The organism is Salinivibrio sp. EAGSL (genome assembly GCF_013366455.1).
Lineage (GTDB): Bacteria > Pseudomonadota > Gammaproteobacteria > Enterobacterales > Vibrionaceae > Salinivibrio > Salinivibrio costicola.
The window spans coordinates 36,858-58,121 of the sequence record NZ_JABWMG010000021.1 but is presented as its reverse complement, the minus strand read 5'-3'; the positions used below and the strand labels follow the sequence as shown (position 1 = coordinate 58,121).

At 48.1% G+C, this 21,264-nt stretch carries 17 protein-coding genes; 7 read left to right on the top strand and 10 right to left on the bottom strand.

The window, feature by feature from the left end; all coding sequences use genetic code 11:
- Positions 1 to 389: 389 nt before the first annotated feature.
- Positions 390 to 878, top strand: coding sequence for a hypothetical protein (locus HLG76_RS12745; protein ID WP_175993787.1), 489 nt, complete (start codon positions 390 to 392; stop codon positions 876 to 878).
- Positions 879 to 1,035: 157 nt separating this feature from the next.
- Here the strand turns inward: HLG76_RS12745 and HLG76_RS12740 are convergent, their stop codons facing one another.
- The 6 genes from HLG76_RS12740 to HLG76_RS12715 form a co-directional block, all read right to left on the bottom strand.
- The gene (locus HLG76_RS12740) at positions 1,036 to 3,714 is read right to left on the bottom strand and encodes an EAL domain-containing protein (RefSeq protein ID WP_175993786.1); all 2,679 of its coding nucleotides are present in this window, start codon (positions 3,712 to 3,714) and stop codon (positions 1,036 to 1,038) included.
- Between the two features lie 266 nt (positions 3,715 to 3,980).
- Positions 3,981 to 5,207 (bottom strand): OFA family MFS transporter, encoded by a 1,227-nt coding sequence (locus HLG76_RS12735; protein WP_077576949.1) that lies wholly within the window; start codon positions 5,205 to 5,207, stop codon positions 3,981 to 3,983.
- A gap of 131 nt (positions 5,208 to 5,338) precedes the next feature.
- A complete protein-coding gene (locus HLG76_RS12730) occupies positions 5,339 to 6,052 on the bottom strand; it encodes a LytTR family DNA-binding domain-containing protein (RefSeq protein WP_175993785.1) in 714 nt (237 codons plus the stop codon).
- The gene (locus HLG76_RS12725; RefSeq protein ID WP_077661319.1) at positions 6,016 to 7,686 is read right to left on the bottom strand and encodes a LytS/YhcK type 5TM receptor domain-containing protein; all 1,671 of its coding nucleotides are present in this window, start codon (positions 7,684 to 7,686) and stop codon (positions 6,016 to 6,018) included. Before HLG76_RS12725 ends, HLG76_RS12730 begins: the two co-directional genes overlap by 37 nt.
- A 71-nt stretch (positions 7,687 to 7,757) precedes the next feature.
- Positions 7,758 to 8,321: a PhnA domain-containing protein gene (locus tag HLG76_RS12720; RefSeq protein WP_077460788.1), complete on the bottom strand. Its 564-nt coding sequence runs from the start codon at positions 8,319 to 8,321 to the stop codon at positions 7,758 to 7,760.
- A gap of 174 nt (positions 8,322 to 8,495) precedes the next feature.
- A complete protein-coding gene (locus tag HLG76_RS12715) occupies positions 8,496 to 9,887 on the bottom strand; it encodes an L-cystine transporter (RefSeq protein ID WP_021023917.1) in 1,392 nt (463 codons plus the stop codon).
- 370 nt (positions 9,888 to 10,257) lie between these two features.
- Between HLG76_RS12715 and HLG76_RS12710 the strand changes: the two genes are divergently transcribed.
- Positions 10,258 to 11,214: an alpha/beta hydrolase gene (locus HLG76_RS12710; RefSeq protein ID WP_175993784.1), complete on the top strand. Its 957-nt coding sequence runs from the start codon at positions 10,258 to 10,260 to the stop codon at positions 11,212 to 11,214.
- A gap of 97 nt (positions 11,215 to 11,311) precedes the next feature.
- On the opposite strand, the gene HLG76_RS12705 is transcribed toward HLG76_RS12710, so the two are convergent.
- From HLG76_RS12705 to tnpA, 3 genes are all read right to left on the bottom strand, one after another.
- Complete coding sequence (locus HLG76_RS12705; RefSeq protein WP_077460785.1) at positions 11,312 to 12,664, bottom strand: TldD/PmbA family protein; 1,353 nt, start codon at positions 12,662 to 12,664, stop codon at positions 11,312 to 11,314.
- Positions 12,661 to 14,049 carry a TldD/PmbA family protein gene (locus HLG76_RS12700; protein ID WP_077460784.1) on the bottom strand — a complete coding sequence of 463 codons (1,389 nt, stop codon included), beginning with the start codon at positions 14,047 to 14,049 and terminating at the stop codon, positions 12,661 to 12,663. The genes HLG76_RS12705 and HLG76_RS12700 overlap by 4 nt, the downstream gene beginning before the upstream one ends.
- Before the next feature lie 134 nt (positions 14,050 to 14,183).
- Complete coding sequence (gene tnpA, locus HLG76_RS15215; RefSeq protein WP_217706581.1) at positions 14,184 to 14,645, bottom strand: IS200/IS605 family transposase; 462 nt, start codon at positions 14,643 to 14,645, stop codon at positions 14,184 to 14,186.
- Here tnpA and HLG76_RS12690 point away from each other — a divergent pair.
- Both HLG76_RS12690 and HLG76_RS12685 read left to right on the top strand, forming a co-directional pair.
- Positions 14,620 to 15,834 (top strand): RNA-guided endonuclease TnpB family protein, encoded by a 1,215-nt coding sequence (locus HLG76_RS12690; RefSeq protein ID WP_175993783.1) that lies wholly within the window; start codon positions 14,620 to 14,622, stop codon positions 15,832 to 15,834. The genes tnpA and HLG76_RS12690 overlap by 26 nt on opposite strands.
- Positions 15,835 to 16,061: 227 nt before the next feature.
- Positions 16,062 to 17,039 carry a GTP-binding protein gene (locus HLG76_RS12685; RefSeq protein ID WP_077670023.1) on the top strand — a complete coding sequence of 326 codons (978 nt, stop codon included), beginning with the start codon at positions 16,062 to 16,064 and terminating at the stop codon, positions 17,037 to 17,039.
- An 80-nt stretch (positions 17,040 to 17,119) separates the two neighbouring features.
- Here the strand turns inward: HLG76_RS12685 and HLG76_RS12680 are convergent, their stop codons facing one another.
- Positions 17,120 to 18,268, bottom strand: a complete 1,149-nt coding sequence (locus HLG76_RS12680; RefSeq protein WP_077460782.1) for a fatty acid desaturase — start codon at positions 18,266 to 18,268, stop codon at positions 17,120 to 17,122.
- A 288-nt stretch (positions 18,269 to 18,556) separates the two neighbouring features.
- Here HLG76_RS12680 and HLG76_RS15045 point away from each other — a divergent pair, with 288 nt between their 5' ends.
- From HLG76_RS15045 to HLG76_RS12670, 3 genes are all read left to right on the top strand, one after another.
- The gene (locus HLG76_RS15045; RefSeq protein ID WP_254877691.1) at positions 18,557 to 18,793 is read left to right on the top strand and encodes a hypothetical protein; all 237 of its coding nucleotides are present in this window, start codon (positions 18,557 to 18,559) and stop codon (positions 18,791 to 18,793) included.
- A complete protein-coding gene (locus HLG76_RS12675) occupies positions 18,793 to 20,142 on the top strand; it encodes a hypothetical protein (protein ID WP_254877690.1) in 1,350 nt (449 codons plus the stop codon). The genes HLG76_RS15045 and HLG76_RS12675 overlap by 1 nt, the downstream gene beginning before the upstream one ends.
- Positions 20,143 to 20,261: 119 nt before the next feature.
- Entirely contained in the window at positions 20,262 to 21,263 is a 1,002-nt protein-coding gene (locus HLG76_RS12670) for a response regulator (protein WP_077576957.1), read from the top strand.
- Position 21,264: the final 1 nt, after the last annotated feature.

The window sequence follows — 21,264 nt, the reverse complement described above, 5'->3', positions numbered from 1 at the left end:
GGAAAGTGTTCCCCTTTACCAAGGCAAATGACACCATTGCTCTATCTTTGGCTGGAGAGGTTACGCCCTCTTACCTCAAGGATATTGAAGGTGATAATAAATCGTTATACTGGAATGAAGAAAGGTTAAATAGTGAAGCATTATCCGGCTGGTCTCAGTTTTATACATTTTTACTAACTATGACAAAAATAATACTAATGTTTTTTTTGCCTTTGGCTTATTTAATATTGCTTTATCCACTATTGTTTAGTCATGGAAGCTGGAGCGAAAGATGGGATGACTTATCAGCTGCCTTCTATGGACAAACACTCTATGGGACGTTGCCATGCCTATTAATTTGGGGTCACTACAAGTTGGTATGTAAAGGCTACTATTTCTTAGCACCTTTTTTGAAAAGCAAACGTGTATATAGCTTAAACCGTCAAACAGGGATGGTGACCTTGTATAAGCGTGGTAATAAAGTGCGCTTTACGCATCCTTTTATTGAATTTGACTGTGTGTTGATGTCGGCACCCAGCCCTCAAGGCCACCTGAACTACAATTTGATGTTAGTTCACCGCTATCAGCCTTACTCTGTGGGTGTACCTATTAGCAACTTAATTGGCACCAACGAGCGTGTGGTGGAGTACCAGCGCTTGTGGAATATGATCCAGCGTTACATGGATGTGAGTCAACCGATGCCCGATCTGTTGGTGTTAGAAGAAGCCCGAGCCAAAGACCCTGTAACCGCTGCCCATGATCAACAGACTGGCCGCGACCCGCGTTACTGGCGAGATATGAGCGATGAAACCTACAAGAAGACCCTAGCGGAAATAGCCGAACAACAAAAAACATCGCCCGCCACCGGCCCAAAGATCAACATTTTTGCGGATGATTAAAGTGACTTGAGCAGACTTCTTCAGTCTGAAACAGCGAGAGGCGCTCATCATAAAGTAAGAGCAGGCCAAATAACCTTTATTTATAACCTCATAATACTAAATAGCAATTGTATTAGCACGTTGCGAGAGGAATAATAAATATGGCTCGCTCTTACAATTAACCATTTTCACCAAAGGTGTCTAATGCCTGCTCTGCACTCATTGGTTTAAAGTGGTAGAACCCTTGAATTTCATCGACACGCCAGACGTTGAGAATGCGCAATTGAGACGCGGTTTCGACGCCTTCGGCAACGGTGGTCATTCCCAGCTCTTGAGCCATGTTGATGATGCTGCGGACTAAGGTTTTGGCCTTTTCATTGGTTTCAATTTCGCTCATATACGATTTATCCAATTTGACGATATCGAGCGGAAAATTACACAGCGAGCTAAACGATGAATAGCCGGTACCGAAGTCATCTAAGGCTAGCTGGACGCCTAACGCTTTGAGGGCATGCATCCGTTCAATTGTCTCCTGGTCGGCACCGAGTAGAATACTTTCGGTAACTTCCAGCACCAGCTGTCCTGGCGAAAGTTGGTACTGCTTAATGAGTCGCTGCAAGTTATTAATCAGCGCACTTGCGCCAAAGTGAGGACTAGAGAGGTTGACATGAATGGTGAGACGGTGCTGCGATTTTTTACTCCAATACCTTTGCATGGTTTGTAAAAATGCGCAGGCTTTTTCTAACACCAGTTCGTCGAGCTCAATAATTAATTTGTGTTTTTCGGCCAACGGAATAAAAACCCCTGGCGATATCATCCCCAAATCGGGATGATGCCAACGCGCCAATGCTTCAAAACCGATCACTTGATTCGATGTCGCGTTAACGATGGGCTGGAAGAAAGCGGTAAACTCTTCGTTTTTCAGTGCAGTGATCAGGTTTCGATTAATTGTTAATGTCTCATTGGCAGCTTGCACAATCTCTTCATCAACAATCGTCACATTGTGCTTGGGTACCAACTGTTGCTCTATCGCGTAGAAACCACAGTGGACGAGGGGTTCAAAATGGGTAAACGCGAACTCAGGCCCTATCATTGCGGCGTTAAGGCCGATATCAAAGTCTGCAGTCGTCTCAGCTAGATGACTTGCACTGACTTTTAGCACGGTATTCGCGCGAGGAATAAATTGCTCCTCCTCTATTTGATCAGTGAAAACGATAAACTCATTTTCGCTTAGCCTACCGATTTCCGCTTGCGGAAACTGTTGCTTCAAAGCATCAGCGATATGCTTTACCGCATTGTCATAGGCTTGATGCCCATATATCTCGTAAATTTCACGAAGACGTGTGGCAATTATGTAGAGGGTGATAATGGCCTTTTTGTTCGTAAGCGCTTGATTTAAGGCTTTAGTTGTCGAGGGCCGATTAAGTAAACCAGACAGGGTGTCATGGTGTGATAGTGTTTCTATTAAAGCGGCTTGTCGTTTTTGCTGGCTAATATCTTTCACCGCCAGCATCACAGTTTGAGACGTCTGATTGTCTAGCCGCATCGCTTCTACATTGCAAGAGATAGTTTGCCCAGTGACACTGCGTAGGTTAGTTTCAAAGTGAGTAACATCCTGCTCGTCTTGTTGTTGGAAGGCATTCAGATCAGACAGTGTGCCATCTTTGTTATTTAATAGGATATCGAGTGGGGCATCGATAAGCTGTGTGCGTTGATGACCAAGCAAATTAAGTAGTGCCTGATTCACGTCGACAATCTGGTTATTTTCTAAAAGTATCATGCCTAGATGCTGGCTATGGTACAGCGCTTCAAATTTAGACAGTGTTTCTTTAAGTTGTTGTTCGGCGTAAGAGGACGTGCTCGCCATTGCCTCGATTTGTTCAGTAATGCGGGTAAACATATCTTTGGGCGCTGTGATAGGAGCTGTGTTACCGAGCAGAGCGTTCACATTTTTCTCAAAAGAGATAAATTGTCTAGCAATATTGTGTCGATAAAGCAGATAAACCACGAAAGCGATAAATGAGGTCATCGCCAGTAAAGCTAAGATAAGATATTGAAATACTTGCTTTCCCTTTTGATAGTAATGGCGAGATTCGGTGGTTTCTAAGGCCGCAATGGGGCGGTTGCTCAAATCATATAAGGGGGTATAGCGGGTTATCTTATTGTCAGTACGAACAATGCGTTCAACGCTCCCTTCTCCTGTTGTATCCCCCTTGTTAACGAGACGGTTGTTGCCCGCTAATATGTTATCGTAAGCGGAGGGAAAGCGACCCGTCAGCGCTTGCCCCCAAACCATCCAGCCGACGACCGGTGCAGTGCCCGCACTGTCTCGGACTGGGTTGACACTGATCACCCATATGCGGCCTCTAAGCTGGAGTAAACCAGCGAAAGGAGTCAGCTCTTTATCAGGAATGGGTTGATGAATATGGGCTGTGACGGCAGGGGAGCGATATATTGCATCAATAATCGACTTGTTGCCCGCATCTTCCAGTACTTTTGCTTCGACTACCTCAGCACTTAAGTCGGCAAACCCCATCATATCTAAACTGAGTGCGAGTAATGTCTCGTCGCTTAGATTCCTCTGCGCATAGCGATTATTACCTGTTGTAAGTAGCGCGTAAGTATCATCCCAATAGGCCCAATCAATTGCATATTCAACTTGATTATCGATGACACGCTGAATCACCGCTTTGGCTTGCTGATTTGCGCGCGTGATTTCTATGTCTTCTAGGTGGTCAATACCGAAGAGGAAAAAATAGCGAGTCAATAAAAGGCTACTGAAAATAATGGCAAGTAACCCTAGGATAAAAATAAGTGCTGCTTTGCTGTGAAGCGTAACAAATCGCGTCCGTGTCATTTAACACCTAGCAAGAAAAGAGGAAGGCCCGACGCCGAGGCTTTAAATTAGGCGAGTACACCACAACAATCAATAACGTTGTTAATGTATTGAGATGTTATTCAGTATTTAGGGATAGACTTATCAACAAGCGCCGATATTACGGGGTTTACAGTGTAAACTGGACCACTTTATGTGACGCTGTCACATTTTATTTTTGGTGTGTCGATTACAAACAAGAGCCCCTCGTATTATTGCTAAGACGAGGGGAAAGTGTATAACAATGCTTAGCTGGTCGATGACTCCAACTGCCAATGATGCTTAATCTTCTCTTGATTGTGCTTGGGCGAGTGAATAGTGAATGCAATACACAAGGATATAGTGATCATTACCAGCATCACACTAAACGCGGCAACAAAACCGCCAAATAGCGCCGCAATGACAGAGCCCATAAAGCTACCGACACCAAAGCCCAGGTACATAAAACCATAGTTTTGGCTGAGGTGGTTCATGCCAAAATAGTCGCTCATCAAGGTGGGGAATACGGTAATTGCTCCGCCAAAACTGAACGCGACACAAGCAACCGACAAATAGAAGCTGTATTGGTCCAGTGGCATAAAGCGGAGCATACCTACGCCTGCCGCGCAGACGAGGAGTGCCAAGCCAACCACTTTGCTGCGCGCCATGCGATCAGACAACACCCCCAGTACCAGACGGCCGCCTAGATTTGCCAGTGCGATAATGGCAACCGCTTCCGCAGCGGTGGCAGCATCAAGGTGGACATAAAGTTCACCCACATCTTTAGCGACGCCAATGACATAAAGCCCACTCATACAAATCGTGACAAATACCGTGGCAAGTAACCAAAATTGCGGGGTTTTAAAACATTGAGAAAGGGTGTAATCAGCAGGCGCATCGGCCTCAGATGCGTTTGTGGCGGCTTTTTGCTGTGGTGCATCGTGCATCAGTGCGCCGCCAATCACGACCATCACACAGGCCAGAACCGCCCACATTTGAAAACTTAGTGCTGCGCCGCCTGCAGCTAAAAAGTACAGATTAATGTATTTAAAACCTAAGCTGCCTAAACCATAAGCGCCAATAGCACAGGCTGAGGCAAGCCCTTTGTTTTTGGGAAAAAAGCGTACGCAATTGGAGAGCGTCATGAGGTAGCCAGTACCATCTGCTAAACCAATCAGAAGGCCGGCGGTAAGGTAAAGTAGCCATAGTTGGCTGACCACCGAGGTTAGCGCGAGACTGGTGCCAAGCAGTATGCCAGCGCCAATGGTCACGCGGCGGACACCGAATCGTGCTTGTAGATGGCCCGAGACGGAAGAAGCCAGGGCCAATGCCAGTGTCATAATGCCAAAGGTGAAGGCCACTTGGCTGACTGGCTCGTCAAGCTGGGCTGCAAGGGGAGCATTAAACAGGCTCCACGTATACACAGAGCCAAGTGCAAACTGGGCCAATACGGTGCCGATAAGGGTTTTGATGCCGGGGGATAAACGTGCGTTCATGGTAACGCTCCAGGATTTTATCTATTGAGAACACCCCCAAGATACGACCCTGAATCCCCACATCAAGAGTAGGTGAAAAAGATAAAATGAGCTGCAGTTAGCGGGCATGAACTGCAGCGAGAGGGCATGAATTACAATTGCATCCGTTCGCGAAACGCTTTCAGATTACCGCGACTGACCAAGACAGGATCAGAAATGCCGGGGAGGAAAACGTGATAGGTGCTGTTTAAGCCTGGTTCAATTTCGGTGATTTTATCTAAGTTGATGCAATAAGAGCGATGGCAACGAAAAAAATTAGCCGGCAATTGCGTCATCAATTCACTGATAGTGTAAGGGACATAGAACTCACCGTCGGGTGTGTACACCAAGGTGGTCTTTTCGTTGGCAGCGGCATAAAGAATGTCGGCGGTATCGGTAATGCGGATCCGATTATCACGCATCAAATGCAAGGTATGGCGTTGCTCTGTCAGGATATCGGTAGGTGCAGCCGCGAGAGCAAGCTTATTGAGTACGCCTTTCACCCGTGTTTCGTTAAGCGGCTTAAGCAAGTAGTCGAACGCTTCAAGCTCAAAAGCATCTGCGGCATGCTCTTTGTAAGCGGTGGTAAAAATCACAAAGGGCGGGCGCGCATCGGCATGTAAACTCCGCGCGAGTAACATGCCATCAATCGAGGGGATATTGATATCTAAAAACAGCACGTCCACTGAATGGGTCTGCAGGTATTTTAGCGCTGCAAGCCCATCATCAAAGCTTTCGATGATCTCGAGATCACTGTGCTTTTCAACTAAGTAACGTAGCTCTTCTTGCGCTAAGTATTCGTCTTCGACAATGACAGCGCGAAGCATGAAGGCTCCTTATGGTTAATCACAAATGATACACGTGTGCCGGGATTGCGTGGCTCAACAGTTAAGCCTTGTCCATAGAGCATGATTAAACGCTGATGCACATTCATCAATCCAATATGATGACTGTCGATGGTGCCATGATAAAGTTGCTCGACAATATTAGGATCGATGCCGATCCCGGTATCTGTGATGCTAATCTCCGTTCCTTGCGCAATTTCGCGCACCGCAATGATAACATCACAAGGACGACGAGAAGGTTGAAAACCATGGCGAATCGCATTTTCAACCAGCGGCTGTATCAGCAAGGGCGCAATATTGGTGTCGGTCGTTTCAATATCAAAGCGGATCGTAAGTTTGTCACCAAAACGTGCTTGCTCAATGGCGACATAGTCTTTGACTTGTTTAATGGCATCACTAATGGGGATCAGATCCTGCGTGCGCTCTAAATTGTAACGCATAAAGTCGGCCAAATTGGCAATCAAGCCACGGGCGTCATCCGGACGCAGGCGGATCAAGCTGGAGATCGCATTGAGGGCGTTAAACAAAAAATGAGGGTTAATTTTACTTTGTAACGCAGAAAATTCGGCCTTACTCGCCATTTCTTTGAGGTTTTGTATCCGCGCAACTTCCATTTGGGTCGAAATCAATTGTGATAAACCAATCGCCATTTCCTGCATGGGGCGACGAATACGATGGGGCTGGCGATAAAAAACCTTTAAGGTTCCCGTGACCACGCCATTTTCCCATAGCGGAATGATCAACAAAGAGCGAAAATCATGCACGTTGAGATCATTGCTGATAATTTGTTCACCGGTTCTTACCGCTTGCTGAGTAAGGCGGCTAATTTGGTGATGGGCATCAATGTATTGCTCCTCACCAATGCCAACATACGCCAAAACATCGGCGGTATCGGTAATAGCCACGGCATCGGCACCGGTGTCTTTACGAATAATACTGCACGCTTTGGTCAAACCTCGCGCCTCTCCGCGTCGAAAATACGGTAGAGTGCGGTTGGCAATATCTAACGCTTGCTTAGCCTGCTGGGCGGCTAAATGTTCTTTTTCATCATCGATGTACTGCACCAGTTGGATGATCAGGCCAATACAGACGGTACCTGCAATCATCGGGAAGCTAATGGTGGCAACAATGTGTTGGGCGAGCGTTTGATCGCGGGCAAGCAAAAGGATAAGCAGCATGGTCAGCGATTCGCAGAGCATACCCGCCAAAATGCCGTAGCGTGCATAATGCTGTTTATCTGCGCGATAATGAATCAGTGCCGACAGGCACCCAGCAATAATACTGGCGATCAAACAGGCTTGTGAGGTTGGCCCATCAATATCGATAAGATAGCGGTGAACACCCGAGACGACGCCGGCAGTCACGCCAACCCAAGGACCAAACAAAATACCGCCGGCGATAATGGCGATGATGCGTACATTTACCAGCGACCCATCGACATTCACTCCCGTGTAGGTACTGAACAAGGCAAACAATACAAATAAAGCGGCAATGAGCGCTGTTTCCATTGGATGGCGCTGGGTCTTCTGTACGATGGTTTGGATCAGATGGGTGCGAGTGAGCCAAAATAAGGCCATGAGTAATAAGGCGGCACGTTCAAATACCGCCAACAGCATCAATAACTGGTCGTTATACGCTAACAAAAGAAAAGACCGTGTTTAAATAAAGGGCGACGGTATGCTGCCAATTACTTGCGGCGGCAGAACTCAGCGATCACGAACAACGTTTGGCCGTTCACTTTACCCTGCACATGGGTGGGATCATCGGTCAGGTTAATGCCACGGATCACGGTACCTTGTTTGATTACCTGGCTTGAGCCTTTCACTGGCAAATCTTTAATCACGGTCACGTCGTCGCCTTTTTGCAGCGCCACACCATTTGCATCCAGCACTTTAACTTCTTCGATATCTTGACCGGTTTCCGCCCATTTACGCACGTCATCTTCCATATACATCATGTCGAGATTATCTTGCGCCCAGCTTTCACTCGAAAGGCGAGAAAGCTGGCGATAAGCGACGACTTGCACGGCCGGCTCTTGGCTCCACATGCTGTCACTCAGGCAACGCCAGTGGTTCACATCCATATTGTCAGGATTACTTAGCTGGTCATGACAGGTGCCACAAACCAATACGCAGCTGTTCGCGGTGGTATCTGGTGAGTACGGGACGTCATATACAGATAAGTTGTCTTGGCGGGTACAAAGTTCACATTGGCCGCCGCTGCGTGCCTGAAGTGTTTGTTCAATACTCATAAATGTCTCGTGTAGGGCAGATCGAGCCTGCGTTAACAATGCGGCAGAGTGTAATCGCTGACATAAATTCTTACAAGTTATAAGGGATTAAGTCAGCGAATTGATGGATGATTATAGACACAAAAATGCCACGCCAATGCGGCGTGGCATTTTATAAACGATGGCACCGCGCCATTAAGCGTTTGCAGTGTCTTGTTTCACCACTTCGTGGTGCTCGAAGATAGTCTTATCTTGGCCACCGGTTAAGCGTGAGGTGAGCGTGCCAGCAGTCATTGAGCCGCTAACGTTAATCGCGGTGCGGCCCATATCGATTAACGGTTCAATTGAGATTAACAGACCCGCAAGTGCGACCGGCATATCCAGTGCCGAGAGTACAATCAGCGCGGCAAACGTTGCCCCGCCACCAACGCCAGCAATACCGAAAGAGCTCACCGTTACGATGGCAACCAAGGTCGCGATAAAGCCAGGATCGAGCGGATTAATACCAATGGTTGGTGCAATCATCACCGCCAACATGGCAGGGTATAGCCCTGCACAGCCGTTTTGCCCCATGGTCGCACCGAAAGAGGCTGAGAAATTGGCACTGGCCGGATCGTTCCCCAAGTTCTTCATTTGAGAATCAATGTTTAGCGGAATAGTCGCGGCACTAGAGCGCGATGTGAAGGCAAACGTTAGTACCGGGAGTATCTTTTTCAAGTATTGAGCTGGGCTCATTCCTACTAGGCCGATTAAGATCAAATGCATCACCAAAATCGCGCCTAGGCCAACGTATGAAGCGACAACGAAGTTTGCCAGTTGCAGGATTTCACTGACATTTGATCCGGCAATGACTTTCGTCATCAATGCCAAGACACCGTATGGCGTTAAACCGATAATCATGCGCACCAGCGTACGTACAAGCGCCTGAGCAACATCCATAAAGCGTTCAAAGCGCTCACCCAGTTCAGGCTGTGTGCGTGAAAGCGTTACCCCGGCAATTCCCACAAGCGCAGAGAAAATCACCACAGCAATCGTAGACGTTGGACGGCTTCCTGCTAAATCTGCGAACGGATTTTGTGGGAAGAAAGAGATCACCATATCAGCCAGTGACAGGTTTTCAACGGTACCTAGGCGTTCTTCAAGTGCAGCCCCGCGAGCCATTTCTTGCGCACCTTGCACGATATCTTGCGCAGACAATCCAAATAGACTGCTGACGAACACGCCAATGAGTGCAGATGCTGCGGTCGTTGCCAGCAAAATCCCAATATTTAAGCTAGAGACTTTACCCAGTGAACCCGAGTCTTTCACCTTTAAGATGGCACCAATAATTGACACGGTAATCAACGGCATGATGATCATTTTTAACAAGCTCACGTAGCCTGAGCCGACGATATTGATATAGTCAATGGTTTCGCGTGTAACCGTGCCGTCAGCACCATATAACGCTTGCAGCGCAGCACCGAATGCCACCCCTAAGCCTAAGCCAGTAAAGACTCGCGTTGATAGGGATTTTTGTTGCTTGTGCAACTTCACAAGCACTGCCAGTAACAGCGCAAAAGCGATCAGATTTAAAAGGATAACTGTCATAGTTGGCGTTCCCACCTAGAGAATTATAATAATTTCAGCGTTAGATCCCGTGGATGTCGTTAAGGGATCGATATTGGTTCGCATCTTATGCCGACGGGTGCACATAATGAAGACATATGTCACATTACGGCTAGATAAAAAAAGCACTTATTAAAACTAAAAAGAATATGGAACAGTTATTGCACAATTTGCGGTGGTATATCGCGCAATGGCGACGACAAGTTATTCCGGCTGTTTTAAAACAAGCGTTCGTTCTAGGAATACACCTAAGGTTCCGGTAAGGTAAGGCCGCGCGTGTTGACTCACCCTCACCGTGTTTATTTTTGGACGCATACCAGGAGTGATGTGTTATTGATTTGAAGGATTCACAATGAGCAGAAAAATCTACTTCTCGACCCCAGGCCGGTTTAGTGCAAAACGTACGTTGATAGGCGCGGTTAGCCGTTGTCATCATCGACTTGCCCCCAGTCATGCAAGGAAGATTGCCCGCAAGCTCTTTCTTACCCCCACGCGCAGTCCAGCGGTGAACGCGGCCCCGAATGGCTTAGAGCGGTTTACTGCGCAGAGTCAACAAGGCGAGCTACAGATGTACAGCGTTGGCGCGGGCCCGACCTGGTTACTGACACATGGGTGGTCCGGCTCGGCGAGCCAATTTTTTCCTTTAATGGCGCATATTGCCTCGTTGGGTTTTCGCGCTGTGGCGTTTGATCATCCGGCCCATGGTGAAAGTGGGGGGCACGAAAGCCATATTCCAGGGTTTGTGCAGGCAATCAACGATGTTTTGGATCAAGTAGACAACGTTTCTGGTGTCGTCGCCCACAGTATGGGTGCGGCGGCCGTCCTCGAGAGCCAACATCCGCAATTAGATGACTTACCATTACTCTTGGTCGCGCCTGTGTTGAATTATCGTGAGAATCTGTATGCAACGGTGCGCCAGTCCGGCTACTCACTCAAGCTGTTTGATGAAATTGTACAAGAAGTGGGTGAGCAGCATGGTTATCCGATCGAAACCATCGAACCCTTGACTAAACTCGGCGCGCGTCGTCATCAGGTGGTCATTGCGCATGACAGAAACGATCGTTTTGCCTCGTTCAGCGTGACTAAAAAAGCAAACGACTATCAACATGTCTGCTTGCTGCCTACTGATGGGCTAGGGCATGGGCGGATTTTAAAAAGCGACGTGACTTTACAAGCGTTTACTGATCTTGCGGCTAAGACGGATCCAGCGGTACACAGTGTTGACAGCGCAACGTCAAGTAGCGATATCGCAGCGCGGAAAAAAAACCGGCAGACAACTGAAACCAGCGCGTCAGCCATGGATGTGTAAGCCTCCGGCAAGTAATCTAAAAAAGGCACCGACGTCTGCGGTGCCATATGGGCCTATAATATGTGGCTTATAAAAAAACGTATTACTCGCCATCTATCTACTCGCCAGCTATCGACAAACGGGCAAACCGTATCCGAGGGGCGAAGAAGGCGCCATCGTAATTAGGCGTGACTGTGTTGCCAATCGCATCAATCTCATTGAGCATGGTATAGAAATTACCTGCCACTGTGATGCCACGCACGGGGCGAACACGCTTACCGTCACGGCACAAGAAGCCACTGGCTCCAAACGAGAAGTCACCACTGATAGCATTCGCGCCAGAATGCACCCCTTGCAGCGAAACCAGTTCGAGATACTCGCCTCCATGCACTTCGGCACCACTTTGTTTGCCGGCGCCAATGAGGTCGTGACGTGAAGTGACATCTAAGCCGCCTTTCGGGCTGCGGCCGGCGTTGGCAGTGTGACGGACGCCAAAATGATGGGCCGTAGCGCTATTATGTAACAACCCAACCAATATGCCATTTTCAATTAGCGGCGTGTCGGTTGTAGCAAAGCCCTCGCTGTCAAAGGCTTTGCTGCGCATCCCGCCATCGATACGTGCGATATCGGTAATGGTCAGGGCTGGATCGGCAATCGGTTTTCCGATTTTTTCGCGCCATGGATTGGTACCCCGTTTGGCCGCATCCCCGGAAAAACAACTGCCAAATGCGCCCAGCAATTCGCTTAAACAATTATGTTCAAACACTACCGCATATTGACCGGTTTTGACTGGCCCACCCTCTAACAATGCATCAGCCGTGTCATAGGCCAAGCGGGTTGCAAATGCTTGGTCGAGATCGGCAAAGCGGCGTGACACTGACGCCCCCAAATGCATCGATTGCTTGCCGTCGTGATTGAGCAGTGCTGCCGTGTAGCAGCTAAAACTCCGTTCGCGATGATAGCAGCGTGTGCCCAGGGTATTAGCCAGCAGCTGATACTGGGTTTGCTCACCGTAGCCATTGTAGGGCGCCCCCGTTGCCCGTGGTTGATTGACCACGTCTTGCTCCATCGCGAGTGCCAATGCAATCTTATCTTCAATCGGCGTATTATCCGCTTGAAACAAAGTGGGATCTTGGCTATCGATCTGCTGCCCTTCGGCGCGAATTTTCTGGTCAGGGTCGGCTTTGGTAAAGCTCGCATTCGTTAGCGCGGCGTTGACCATGCTGGCAAGGCTGTCGCTATCTAGCGATTCGGAATAACTGGTGGCAACTTGGTCACCTTTGATCACACGTACGCCGATCACTTGGCCCGCGGTGACTTTGTGCTCGGACAGATCGCCTTGATCCGCCTTCAATGACAAACTTTCACTGGCGTTGGCAATGACGTCTGCGTGGGCCCCTTTTGCCTGAACGAGTGTTAATACCTGATCGACGGCATCGCTTAGGGTTGCTTTCACGTTTTGCTCACTCATGCGTTACCGCCTCCTACTAGGATGTTGTCGACTTTAAGTGCGGGCTGACCCACAGTCGTCGGTACGGCACCACTCACAGAGCCACACATACCCGCGGCGAGGGCGAGATCCTTACCAACCATGCTAATTTCTTTAAGTACTTTCGGACCGGTGCTGATTAACGTTGCGGACTTGAGTGGTGCGGTGATTTGGCCATCTTCTACCAAATAGGCTTCTTGCACCGCGAAGTTAAACTCGCCGGTGCCGGGCTGTACTGAACCACCACCCATTTTTTTAGCATAAATGCCGCGCTCCATGGAGCCAATCATCTTATCAAGATCATCATTACCCGGCTCGATAAAGGTGTTCCGCATCCGCGAGGTCGGCGCGAACTTGTAAGACTCACGACGGCCTGAGCCGGTGCGTGCATAACCGGTTTTCAGGCTGCCCATATGATCGACCATAAACGAGGTGAGCTTACCGTCTTTGATAAGCTGGGTATGCTGAGTCTCCATACCTTCATCATCGATGTTAATTGAGCCCCATGCGTTGGCTAAGGTGCCATCATCGACGGCGCTAACCACTGGGCTAGCAATCATCTCACCCATTTGATCATGAAACACCGAGGCTTGTTTGGCTACCGAGGTGGTTTCTAGTAAATGGCCACAGGCTTCGTGGAAAATGACCCCACCGAATCCATTTCCAATGACCACGGGCATTTCACCAGAAGGACAGGTTTGGGCGCCGAGTTTGGTTAATGCTTGACGTGCAACGCGTTCGCCCATCGCCACGGGATCAATATCGTGATGAAATTCCCAGCCAGTGAGTGCGCCAGGGGCATCAAAGCCGGTCGATTGCTCTTTTCCATCGGTGGCAACCGCGGTTGCAGCAATCCGAGTGTAATGACGTGTATCGCTAACGTGCAACCCGCGAGAGTTAAAGATCTCAATCTGTTGTTCACGTTGGCCGACGCGACCAATAATTTGTGTGATTTTTTCACTTTCGGCGCGTATACGTTGGTCTACGTGGCGTAAAAAATCGACTTTATCTGCCACATGCTGGTCACGAGATAGAGGTTCAGACACAGGATGTTTGTCATTTAAATGCGACAAATTAAGGGGGCCAGCAGCGGCAATTTGGTCACGCTTATCACGCGCGCAAAGTAAACTGGTCACTTTTTTAAGCTGTTCTTCATCGCGACTATTGGTATAGCCATAAAGGACCTTATGACCGAAAAACAAACGGATACCAATTCCAAAATCAATCCCTGAACTGACTTTATCCACCTCACCAGACAATAACTCGACGTTGCCCGAGTGGTGGTGCTCGACAAAGAGCTCGGCGAAATCTGCGCCCATAAACATGGCGTGATCAATCACCGATTTTGCCGTTGATGGATTCAGCATACTTCCTCCTAAGAAGTGTGTTAGCGAATCTTTTATTCTACCCAATAGCGCCAAGTGCTCCATCTAAATCTAATGAGCCTAAGCGAAATTAATTTAGGTGGTGGTGAAAGGCTCACCACCACGAAGTGGTGGTTTTAATCAAACCCTTCTTGCTGATCTAGGTATTGCTTCACGATCTCAAGTGGCGCACCTCCGCAACTAACCAGACAATAACTTCTGCTGTAAAAAACTGGCTTCCAGTAAAACTTACCCAAGTACTCAGAAAACTCCTTTCTAACAAGTCTTGATGTGGAAGTTTTTAAGCTGTTCACCATTTTGCTTGGTTGTATTTTGGGGTTCGCAGAAATCAAAAGGTGAAGATGATCTGGTTCACCGTTGCACTCCAAGAGTTCACAACCCCAAGTTTCCAGTAATCTTTTATACTGAGACTCTAAGTACGCAGCAACCTCTGGCGTGATACAATGACGGCGATATTTAGTCACAAGAACTAAATGGTAGTGAATGTTATAAACGCTGTGATAAAGCGTGTTTATAGCTTTTTTTTCATAATAACTAAATATAATCAGTTGTATGAAAAAAGCAATCCGTAAAGTCACATACAAACTGAAACCATCGGCTTCTCAAGAAGAATCGCTGATGGATTTGTTTGTGCATCATCACCAGTTGTACAACTGGGCTTTACGTGATCGCATCGAAACTTACCGCAATTCTGATTATGGCCTTAGCTTTTCAGAGCAGTGCAAAATTAATACTCTCTGGCGCAACACTCGCAAAGCGCATGGCATTTTCAATGCCAATGCTCAGAGTGAACAAGTCACATTAAAGCGGGTTGCACTGGCATTTGACGGGTTTTTTCGCCGTTTAAAGAAAGGTGATAAGAAAGCTGGCTTTCCACGATTTAAGCCATTTCAACGATTTAAAGGCTGGGGTTACAAAGCGCATGGTGATGGATGGAAACTTCACCTAAAAGAGAAAAAACATGGCGCAGTTTATCTGGCTAATGTCGGCATCGTTAAGATCCGAGGCAAAGCCAGAAACGCTGGCGGTAAGCCAAAAACTGCCGAGATCATTCGCAAGAATGGTGAGTGGTTTATCTCGGTTTCAATGGAATACGATTCCATTGAAAGACAGTGTGGCACTAAAGCCATTGGTCTTGATTGGGGTGTTTCTCATTATTTTTCGACCATCGATCAAGATGGCCATTTTGAGCAAGTCGAAAACCCTCGCTACCTGAGAAACAGCAAAGATCAACTAGCGTCTGTGCAACGCGACCTTGCGTTAGCAAAAGGGGGGACTCGCGCCCATCGCAAACTGAAGCACAGAATTGCTAAATTGCACCAAAAAATCGCCCGTCAACGACTCGATTTTACTCATAAAGAAACTGCAAAATTAGTGAAAGTGGCGGCATTAATTGCCACTGAAAAACTAACCGTTAAGAACATGACCAGCACCGCCAAAGGGGCTGCTGAGAAGCATGGGAAGAACGTAAAACAAAAGGCTGGCTTGAATCGGGAAATCCTGAATACCGCGCCAGCCATGACTCTTAATTTGCTGTCCTATAAAGCGGAAGAAGCTGGTAGCGAATACGTTGAAGTACCAACAAAGCAAGTTAAGCCAAGTCAAACCTGCCCAGACTGCGGAGCTAAGAAGAAAAAAACCTTAGCTGATCGCTGGCACTCATGCGATTGTGGCTGTGAGAAGCCCCGAGATGTAGCCAGTGCGCAAGTTAATTTAAACTGGGCGTTAGGTATTCAGGCTGGGAACCAGCCTAAAGAGGCAGCTTAGGCTTTCTTTTTGAAACTCCTTCAAAACGCGCAGCGTTTAGTGGGAGTTGTTCATCAAGCTTTTATCAGCAATGATCACCACGTTCAGTGAGTGTATGATATTTCATCACTTTCTGTGTAATTGATTGGATGGGAAATGGGGCTTTTCAGTGCATGATTACCAATAGGCGACGACTTTTTCGCGATCCGTTACACTACGTCAATGCAGATAACGAGCAGGATAAAGCAATGAGTCACGTAGCAGCCAACATCATCACTGGCTTTCTTGGAGTGGGCAAAACGACTGCCATTCGTCATTTGCTGGCGAATAAACCTGAGCAAGAGCGCTGGGCGGTATTGGTCAATGAGTTTGGTGAAGTGGGTGTCGATGGTGCGATCCTCTCTGAGCAAGGTGCGCTGGTGAAGGAAGTGCCGGGGGGATGCATGTGCTGTGTCGCTGGGTTGCCTATGACGGTAGGCTTGAATACGCTATTAGCGCAAAAGCCGGATCGAATTTTAATTGAGCCGACAGGGCTGGGTCATCCTAAGGATATTATCGGTAAGCTTACCCAGCCGCCTTTCGATACCCATTTGTCGCTACGCGCGACGATGACCTTGGTGGACCCGCGTTGCATTGACGATGTGCGTTATCGTGAAAATCAGAATTTTCACGATCAAATCGCGTTAGCGGATGTGGTGGTCGCCAACAAGCTCGATCAGTGTACTGAAGGGCAAATCGCAACGTTTTATGATTATGTCGCGGCGTTTGATGGCAAGAAAAGCTTGGTGACTGGCGTTGAACACGGCGCGCTCGAGACGGCATGGCTTTCGCTACCTCGGCAAGATCGCAAAGCGCATTATCACCATCATCACAGCAATGCTGAGCCGATGACCACGCTTGCGTTGGGTCCAGATGACATTTTTACCCGCAAAGAAAATCAGGGGCAGGGCTATGTCAGTTGTGGTTGGTTATTTGCCGCGCACTGTTGTTTTCCCTTTGATGCCTTGTATGGGTTATTTAGCAATCTCAATGCTCAGCGAATCAAGGCGGTGGTAAACACCGAAGAGGGATTTTTTGCGTTTAACGTTGCCAATCAGGTTGTCACCGTCACACCCATGTCGATTGAAACGGCAGAGTCACGGATTGAGGTGATTGATATCCAACCCTTACCGTGGGATGAGTTAGAAACCATCTTGCTTTCGTTTCTCGAGCCGCCGGCCGAATAAATCACGCCGTTATAGAAAATGACAATAAAACCGGTCAGTATCACTGACCGGTTTTTATCGACGTTGACGATGGCGTTGGGTTAGCTGGCGTATTTCGCTGTGAGTACTTGCCAGCTGCGTTTTTGTTGATGAAAACGCAGTTTCAAATCTTGATATTGCTGACTTAACTCGGCCTTTTCTACTTTTTCGCGGAATTTATCGCGTTCAAATGCCAGTAATTGTTTTTTGAGCGTGTAGTAATCAGCCATCTTCGCCACCAAGGTATCGTATTCTTGTTGTAGAATTTGCAAGCGATGCGCGGCATTGGGCTTATTGCTTAGCTTTTGCGTTGCACGCTGAAGCTGCATTGTCGCCCGTGCTTTTTCTATCTTTTCTTCCGGCGTAACACGCAGCTTTTCAGCCAACCCAAGCCAAGAGGCCGTTTTAATTAACCACTTCGTTGGATCAAATTGCCACCAGCGAATGCCGTTGCGGTAATCATTCTCAAAGATGTGATGGAAATTATGGTACCCCTCACCAAAGGTCATAAAGGCTAAAACACCATTATCGCGGGCTGTATTCTTCTCGGTGTACGGTTGACTTCCCCATACGTGGGCCAAGGAGTTAATGAAAAACGTTGTATGGTGGCTGAGCACTAATCGTGTGAAGCCGACCAGTAAAATGGCCCCCCACACATCGCCGTGAATCACGCCAAACGCGATAGGAAAACCAAAGTTGGTTGCCAGTGTCAGGGCCAAGTAGTGCTTGTGCTGCCACATCACGATCTTGTCTTTTTGCAAGTCACGACAATTGCTGTAATCACCATAACGGTCGGGATGATATTCACGTAACATCCAGCCTAGGTGCGAGAACCAAAAGCCGCGTTTCGCCGAGTAAGGGTCGACATCGTTGTCATCTACGTGACGATGGTGAATACGGTGATCGGATGACCAATGAAGGGCACTGTTTTGGAGTGCAAACGCGCCCCCAATGGCAAAAATAAACCGCAGGACCGGATGGGCTTGATAAGTTTTGTGGGCCCATAAGCGGTGATAGCCTGCCGTTATCGACAGCCCACAAAAACTAAAGGCGACAATCAGTGCGGTGATCTGCATCCAATCGAAACCATGGTGCCAAGCCCAAAGCGGGGTGCCAATGACCGCGATGAAAAACGTGAGCGTAAATACGCTGATATTTAGCCAAATCAAACGTGGTTTTTGCGGCGGTGAGGTTGTCGTTTTGGTTTCCATAACTCTTATCTTTATTTAAGCGTACACTTGTACGCTAGAATAGATGGGGGTCATCAATTGGTCAAGGCCTCGTCATCCCCTTTGTGCGCAAAATTGTTTCTGGGTTTGTCATCGAAAGATTAATGATTGAAATGGCTATACTTAGGTAAACATGGGAAAGCGTTGGGAGGATGCCATAGCCTATTCGCTCGTTGGCGTTGTTGGTTTGACGCTTTTTTTGATTTTTATAGTTTTTAGGATGTGTGCCGATATGTATACGTGTTCCTTATTCACGAAAGGTTAGGAAGTATGATGTCCTATCCGGCCATACCGCACTTTGTGAAGGCGATGGGCCACCGTGTGGTGAGTTACATCTTGAATGTCACAGAGGCCGAAGGCCGCTTAATTTTAATGCAGAAACTCGGACTAAGCCGGATCCAGCGAGACACGCTGAACCAGTATATTGAGCTGTGCCGTCAGCTACGGGTATCCGCGGTTGACCAGGGAGAAAGTGAACAATCTTTTTTTATCGCCTCCCCCATGTGATGCAAAATGGTCGTCATGTCTTTAATGTGTGGCGGGCACAACAAGGGGGAGAGCTCGCCACGCGGATCACCACCGCCGACCCCTTGACCAGTGCATTTTGCCAACTGGCCGGTGAGTTGTATCCCTTGTTTCTGATTAAGGCGGGACAACGCCCGCACCTTTTTTATCGGGGAGCAGGTTACCTGACCGCAGCTATTGAGCAATTCCCTATCAGTAAGTTGGTGCAAAAGCGGATGGCGGCCGATCCTGCCTTATCAAGATTATTCACCACCACTGGCAAAGAGCCACAACAAACGTGTGGTGACTATAAAGATGCCACCGGGCATCGCGGCATGGTGAGTTTAGCCAGTCTCCCTGTCTCCATTTTGGTCAATAGTTATGACTTAATGCGGATACGTGGCGTGGTCAGTGCTGACCGTTTCGTGACTACCGTCCAAGAGATGTTAGACATGGCACGCAGCCTTGCCGATGGTGAGGTCGTGCATATTCCCATGTTTGTAGGATTTCGTAATGCGGCGCTCACGAATTTGGCCGAACTCGATACCAAATGGGGCAGTGTACGGCGCTACACCCCGGGTATTGCTGAATATGTCTTACAAGCAGCGGGGCTAATGGCGAAGCGCCGGAATAATGGCTTTATGTTAGAGTCTGGCTACGCATTTGCGATCAACTTTGGCGACTTTCTTGAAGACGATGATTGGCCCGAGGAGGTTCTGGATGCTGAGGGCGAGCAGCAAATTACCGAGCTGAATATCATTTTATGCATGGCGCTTTGTTATCTTGGCCAACATAAGGCATTTGTCGCGCCAGAGTGGGTGTGGCGTATTGATCCCTTTTCATTGGACAACCGACGACAAGATTTTAGCACCGTAGCGGAAACCAGCGATCCTGTGGCAATTGGTGATGAAGACTTAGTGGATATTGAGCGTTGGAGCATGCTGGTGGATGATACCGATTCCAGCGGGATTCGATTGGCCATGTCTCGCCTCTATGCGGCAGCAAAAAAACCGGTTACACAAGATGCCTTGATGGATGTGATTATTGCGTTACGCAATATATTTGCTGCCAGTGAAGACATTGTCCCGATAAAAGCGGCGCTGACGCATATTATCGAGCAAGAGACGGACCTTGCTATGATTGATCAGCTTGCCGAGGATTGGCGTGCCTTGTTAACTGGGGAGTTTGATGACGATCCTGAGACCATCCGTGAAAAAGTCTATCAATGCGTCCAGCTGTGTTTAACCTGTTTACGTCATTTCTACGTGCATGCCCCGATGCTGATGACTCGCCCCGACCGGCTGAGCTATCTGTGCGAACACGATGTCACGCAATCAAACGTGAATCCTTAGCGATCTCAAATAATCTCAGTGATTTTTACGGGTTCGACCTCATACCTGGCGAACTTGGTTTATGCTTACAGTGATCACGCTGCCATAGTCTCAGCTAAGAAGTCGAAAAGGAGAGGCTTTTGACCAAACAAATATTGATCACCGATGATTCTGCCCTAGCGCGCAAACAGCTATCTCGAACCTTGCCTCAAGACCTCGATGCTGACGTGCACTTTGCTGAAAACGGTAAAGTGGCACTCGACGTGCTCAACAGTCAGCCGATTGACATCATGTTTCTAGACTTGACCATGCCAGAATTAGACGGTTATCAAACGTTAGAGGCTATGCAAAAAGCGGGCATGACCACTCCGGTTGTGGTGGTGTCGGGTGATATCCAGCCATTAGCACAGCAGCAAGTGTTGGAGCGAGGCGCGAAAGACTTTGTTAAAAAGCCGATTAGTCGCGAGCGGGTCGATGCGTTAATCAAAGCCTATTTGCCTAATACATCCACTTTAGATACCCAGCGTGCGCAAACGTCGCACGAAAAACTGAGCCGTCGTGATATTTATATGGAAGTCGTGAACATTGCCATGGGCCAGGCGGCGGATAAACTCGCCCGGCACTGCGGTGTGTTTGTCCATATGCCTTTGCCGCAAGTAAATGTGTTTGAGGTGACTGAATTAACCATGACGATTCGCCATCTGGCCCAGTCCAACACCATGAATGGAGTGTGCCAAGGCTTTAGTGGTGAAGGGATCGCTGGTGAAGCGCTGATGTTGATCAGTGACTCGAGTATTACTGAAATGATCCAACTGCTCGACTACCCAGACGACGGATCGGTGGATAATGAATTAGAGCTCCTTGTGGATGTGAGCAACATTTTAATCAGCGCTTTTCTCCGCGGACTGGGCGATCAGGCGGCGTTAGAGTTTTCGCAAAGCTATCCGGCCTTACTTGGACAACATGCTGACGTTGACCAATTGATCTCGGCGATGAAGGGTTCATGGAAGCGAACAGTGACCATTGAGGTCAGTTATCAGATTGATGGTACCGAGATAAAATGCGATCTTCTATTGCTGCTGTTGGATGAATCACTACCGCTACTGGATGCCAAGTTAGCGTACCTGATGGATGAGGAGTAAT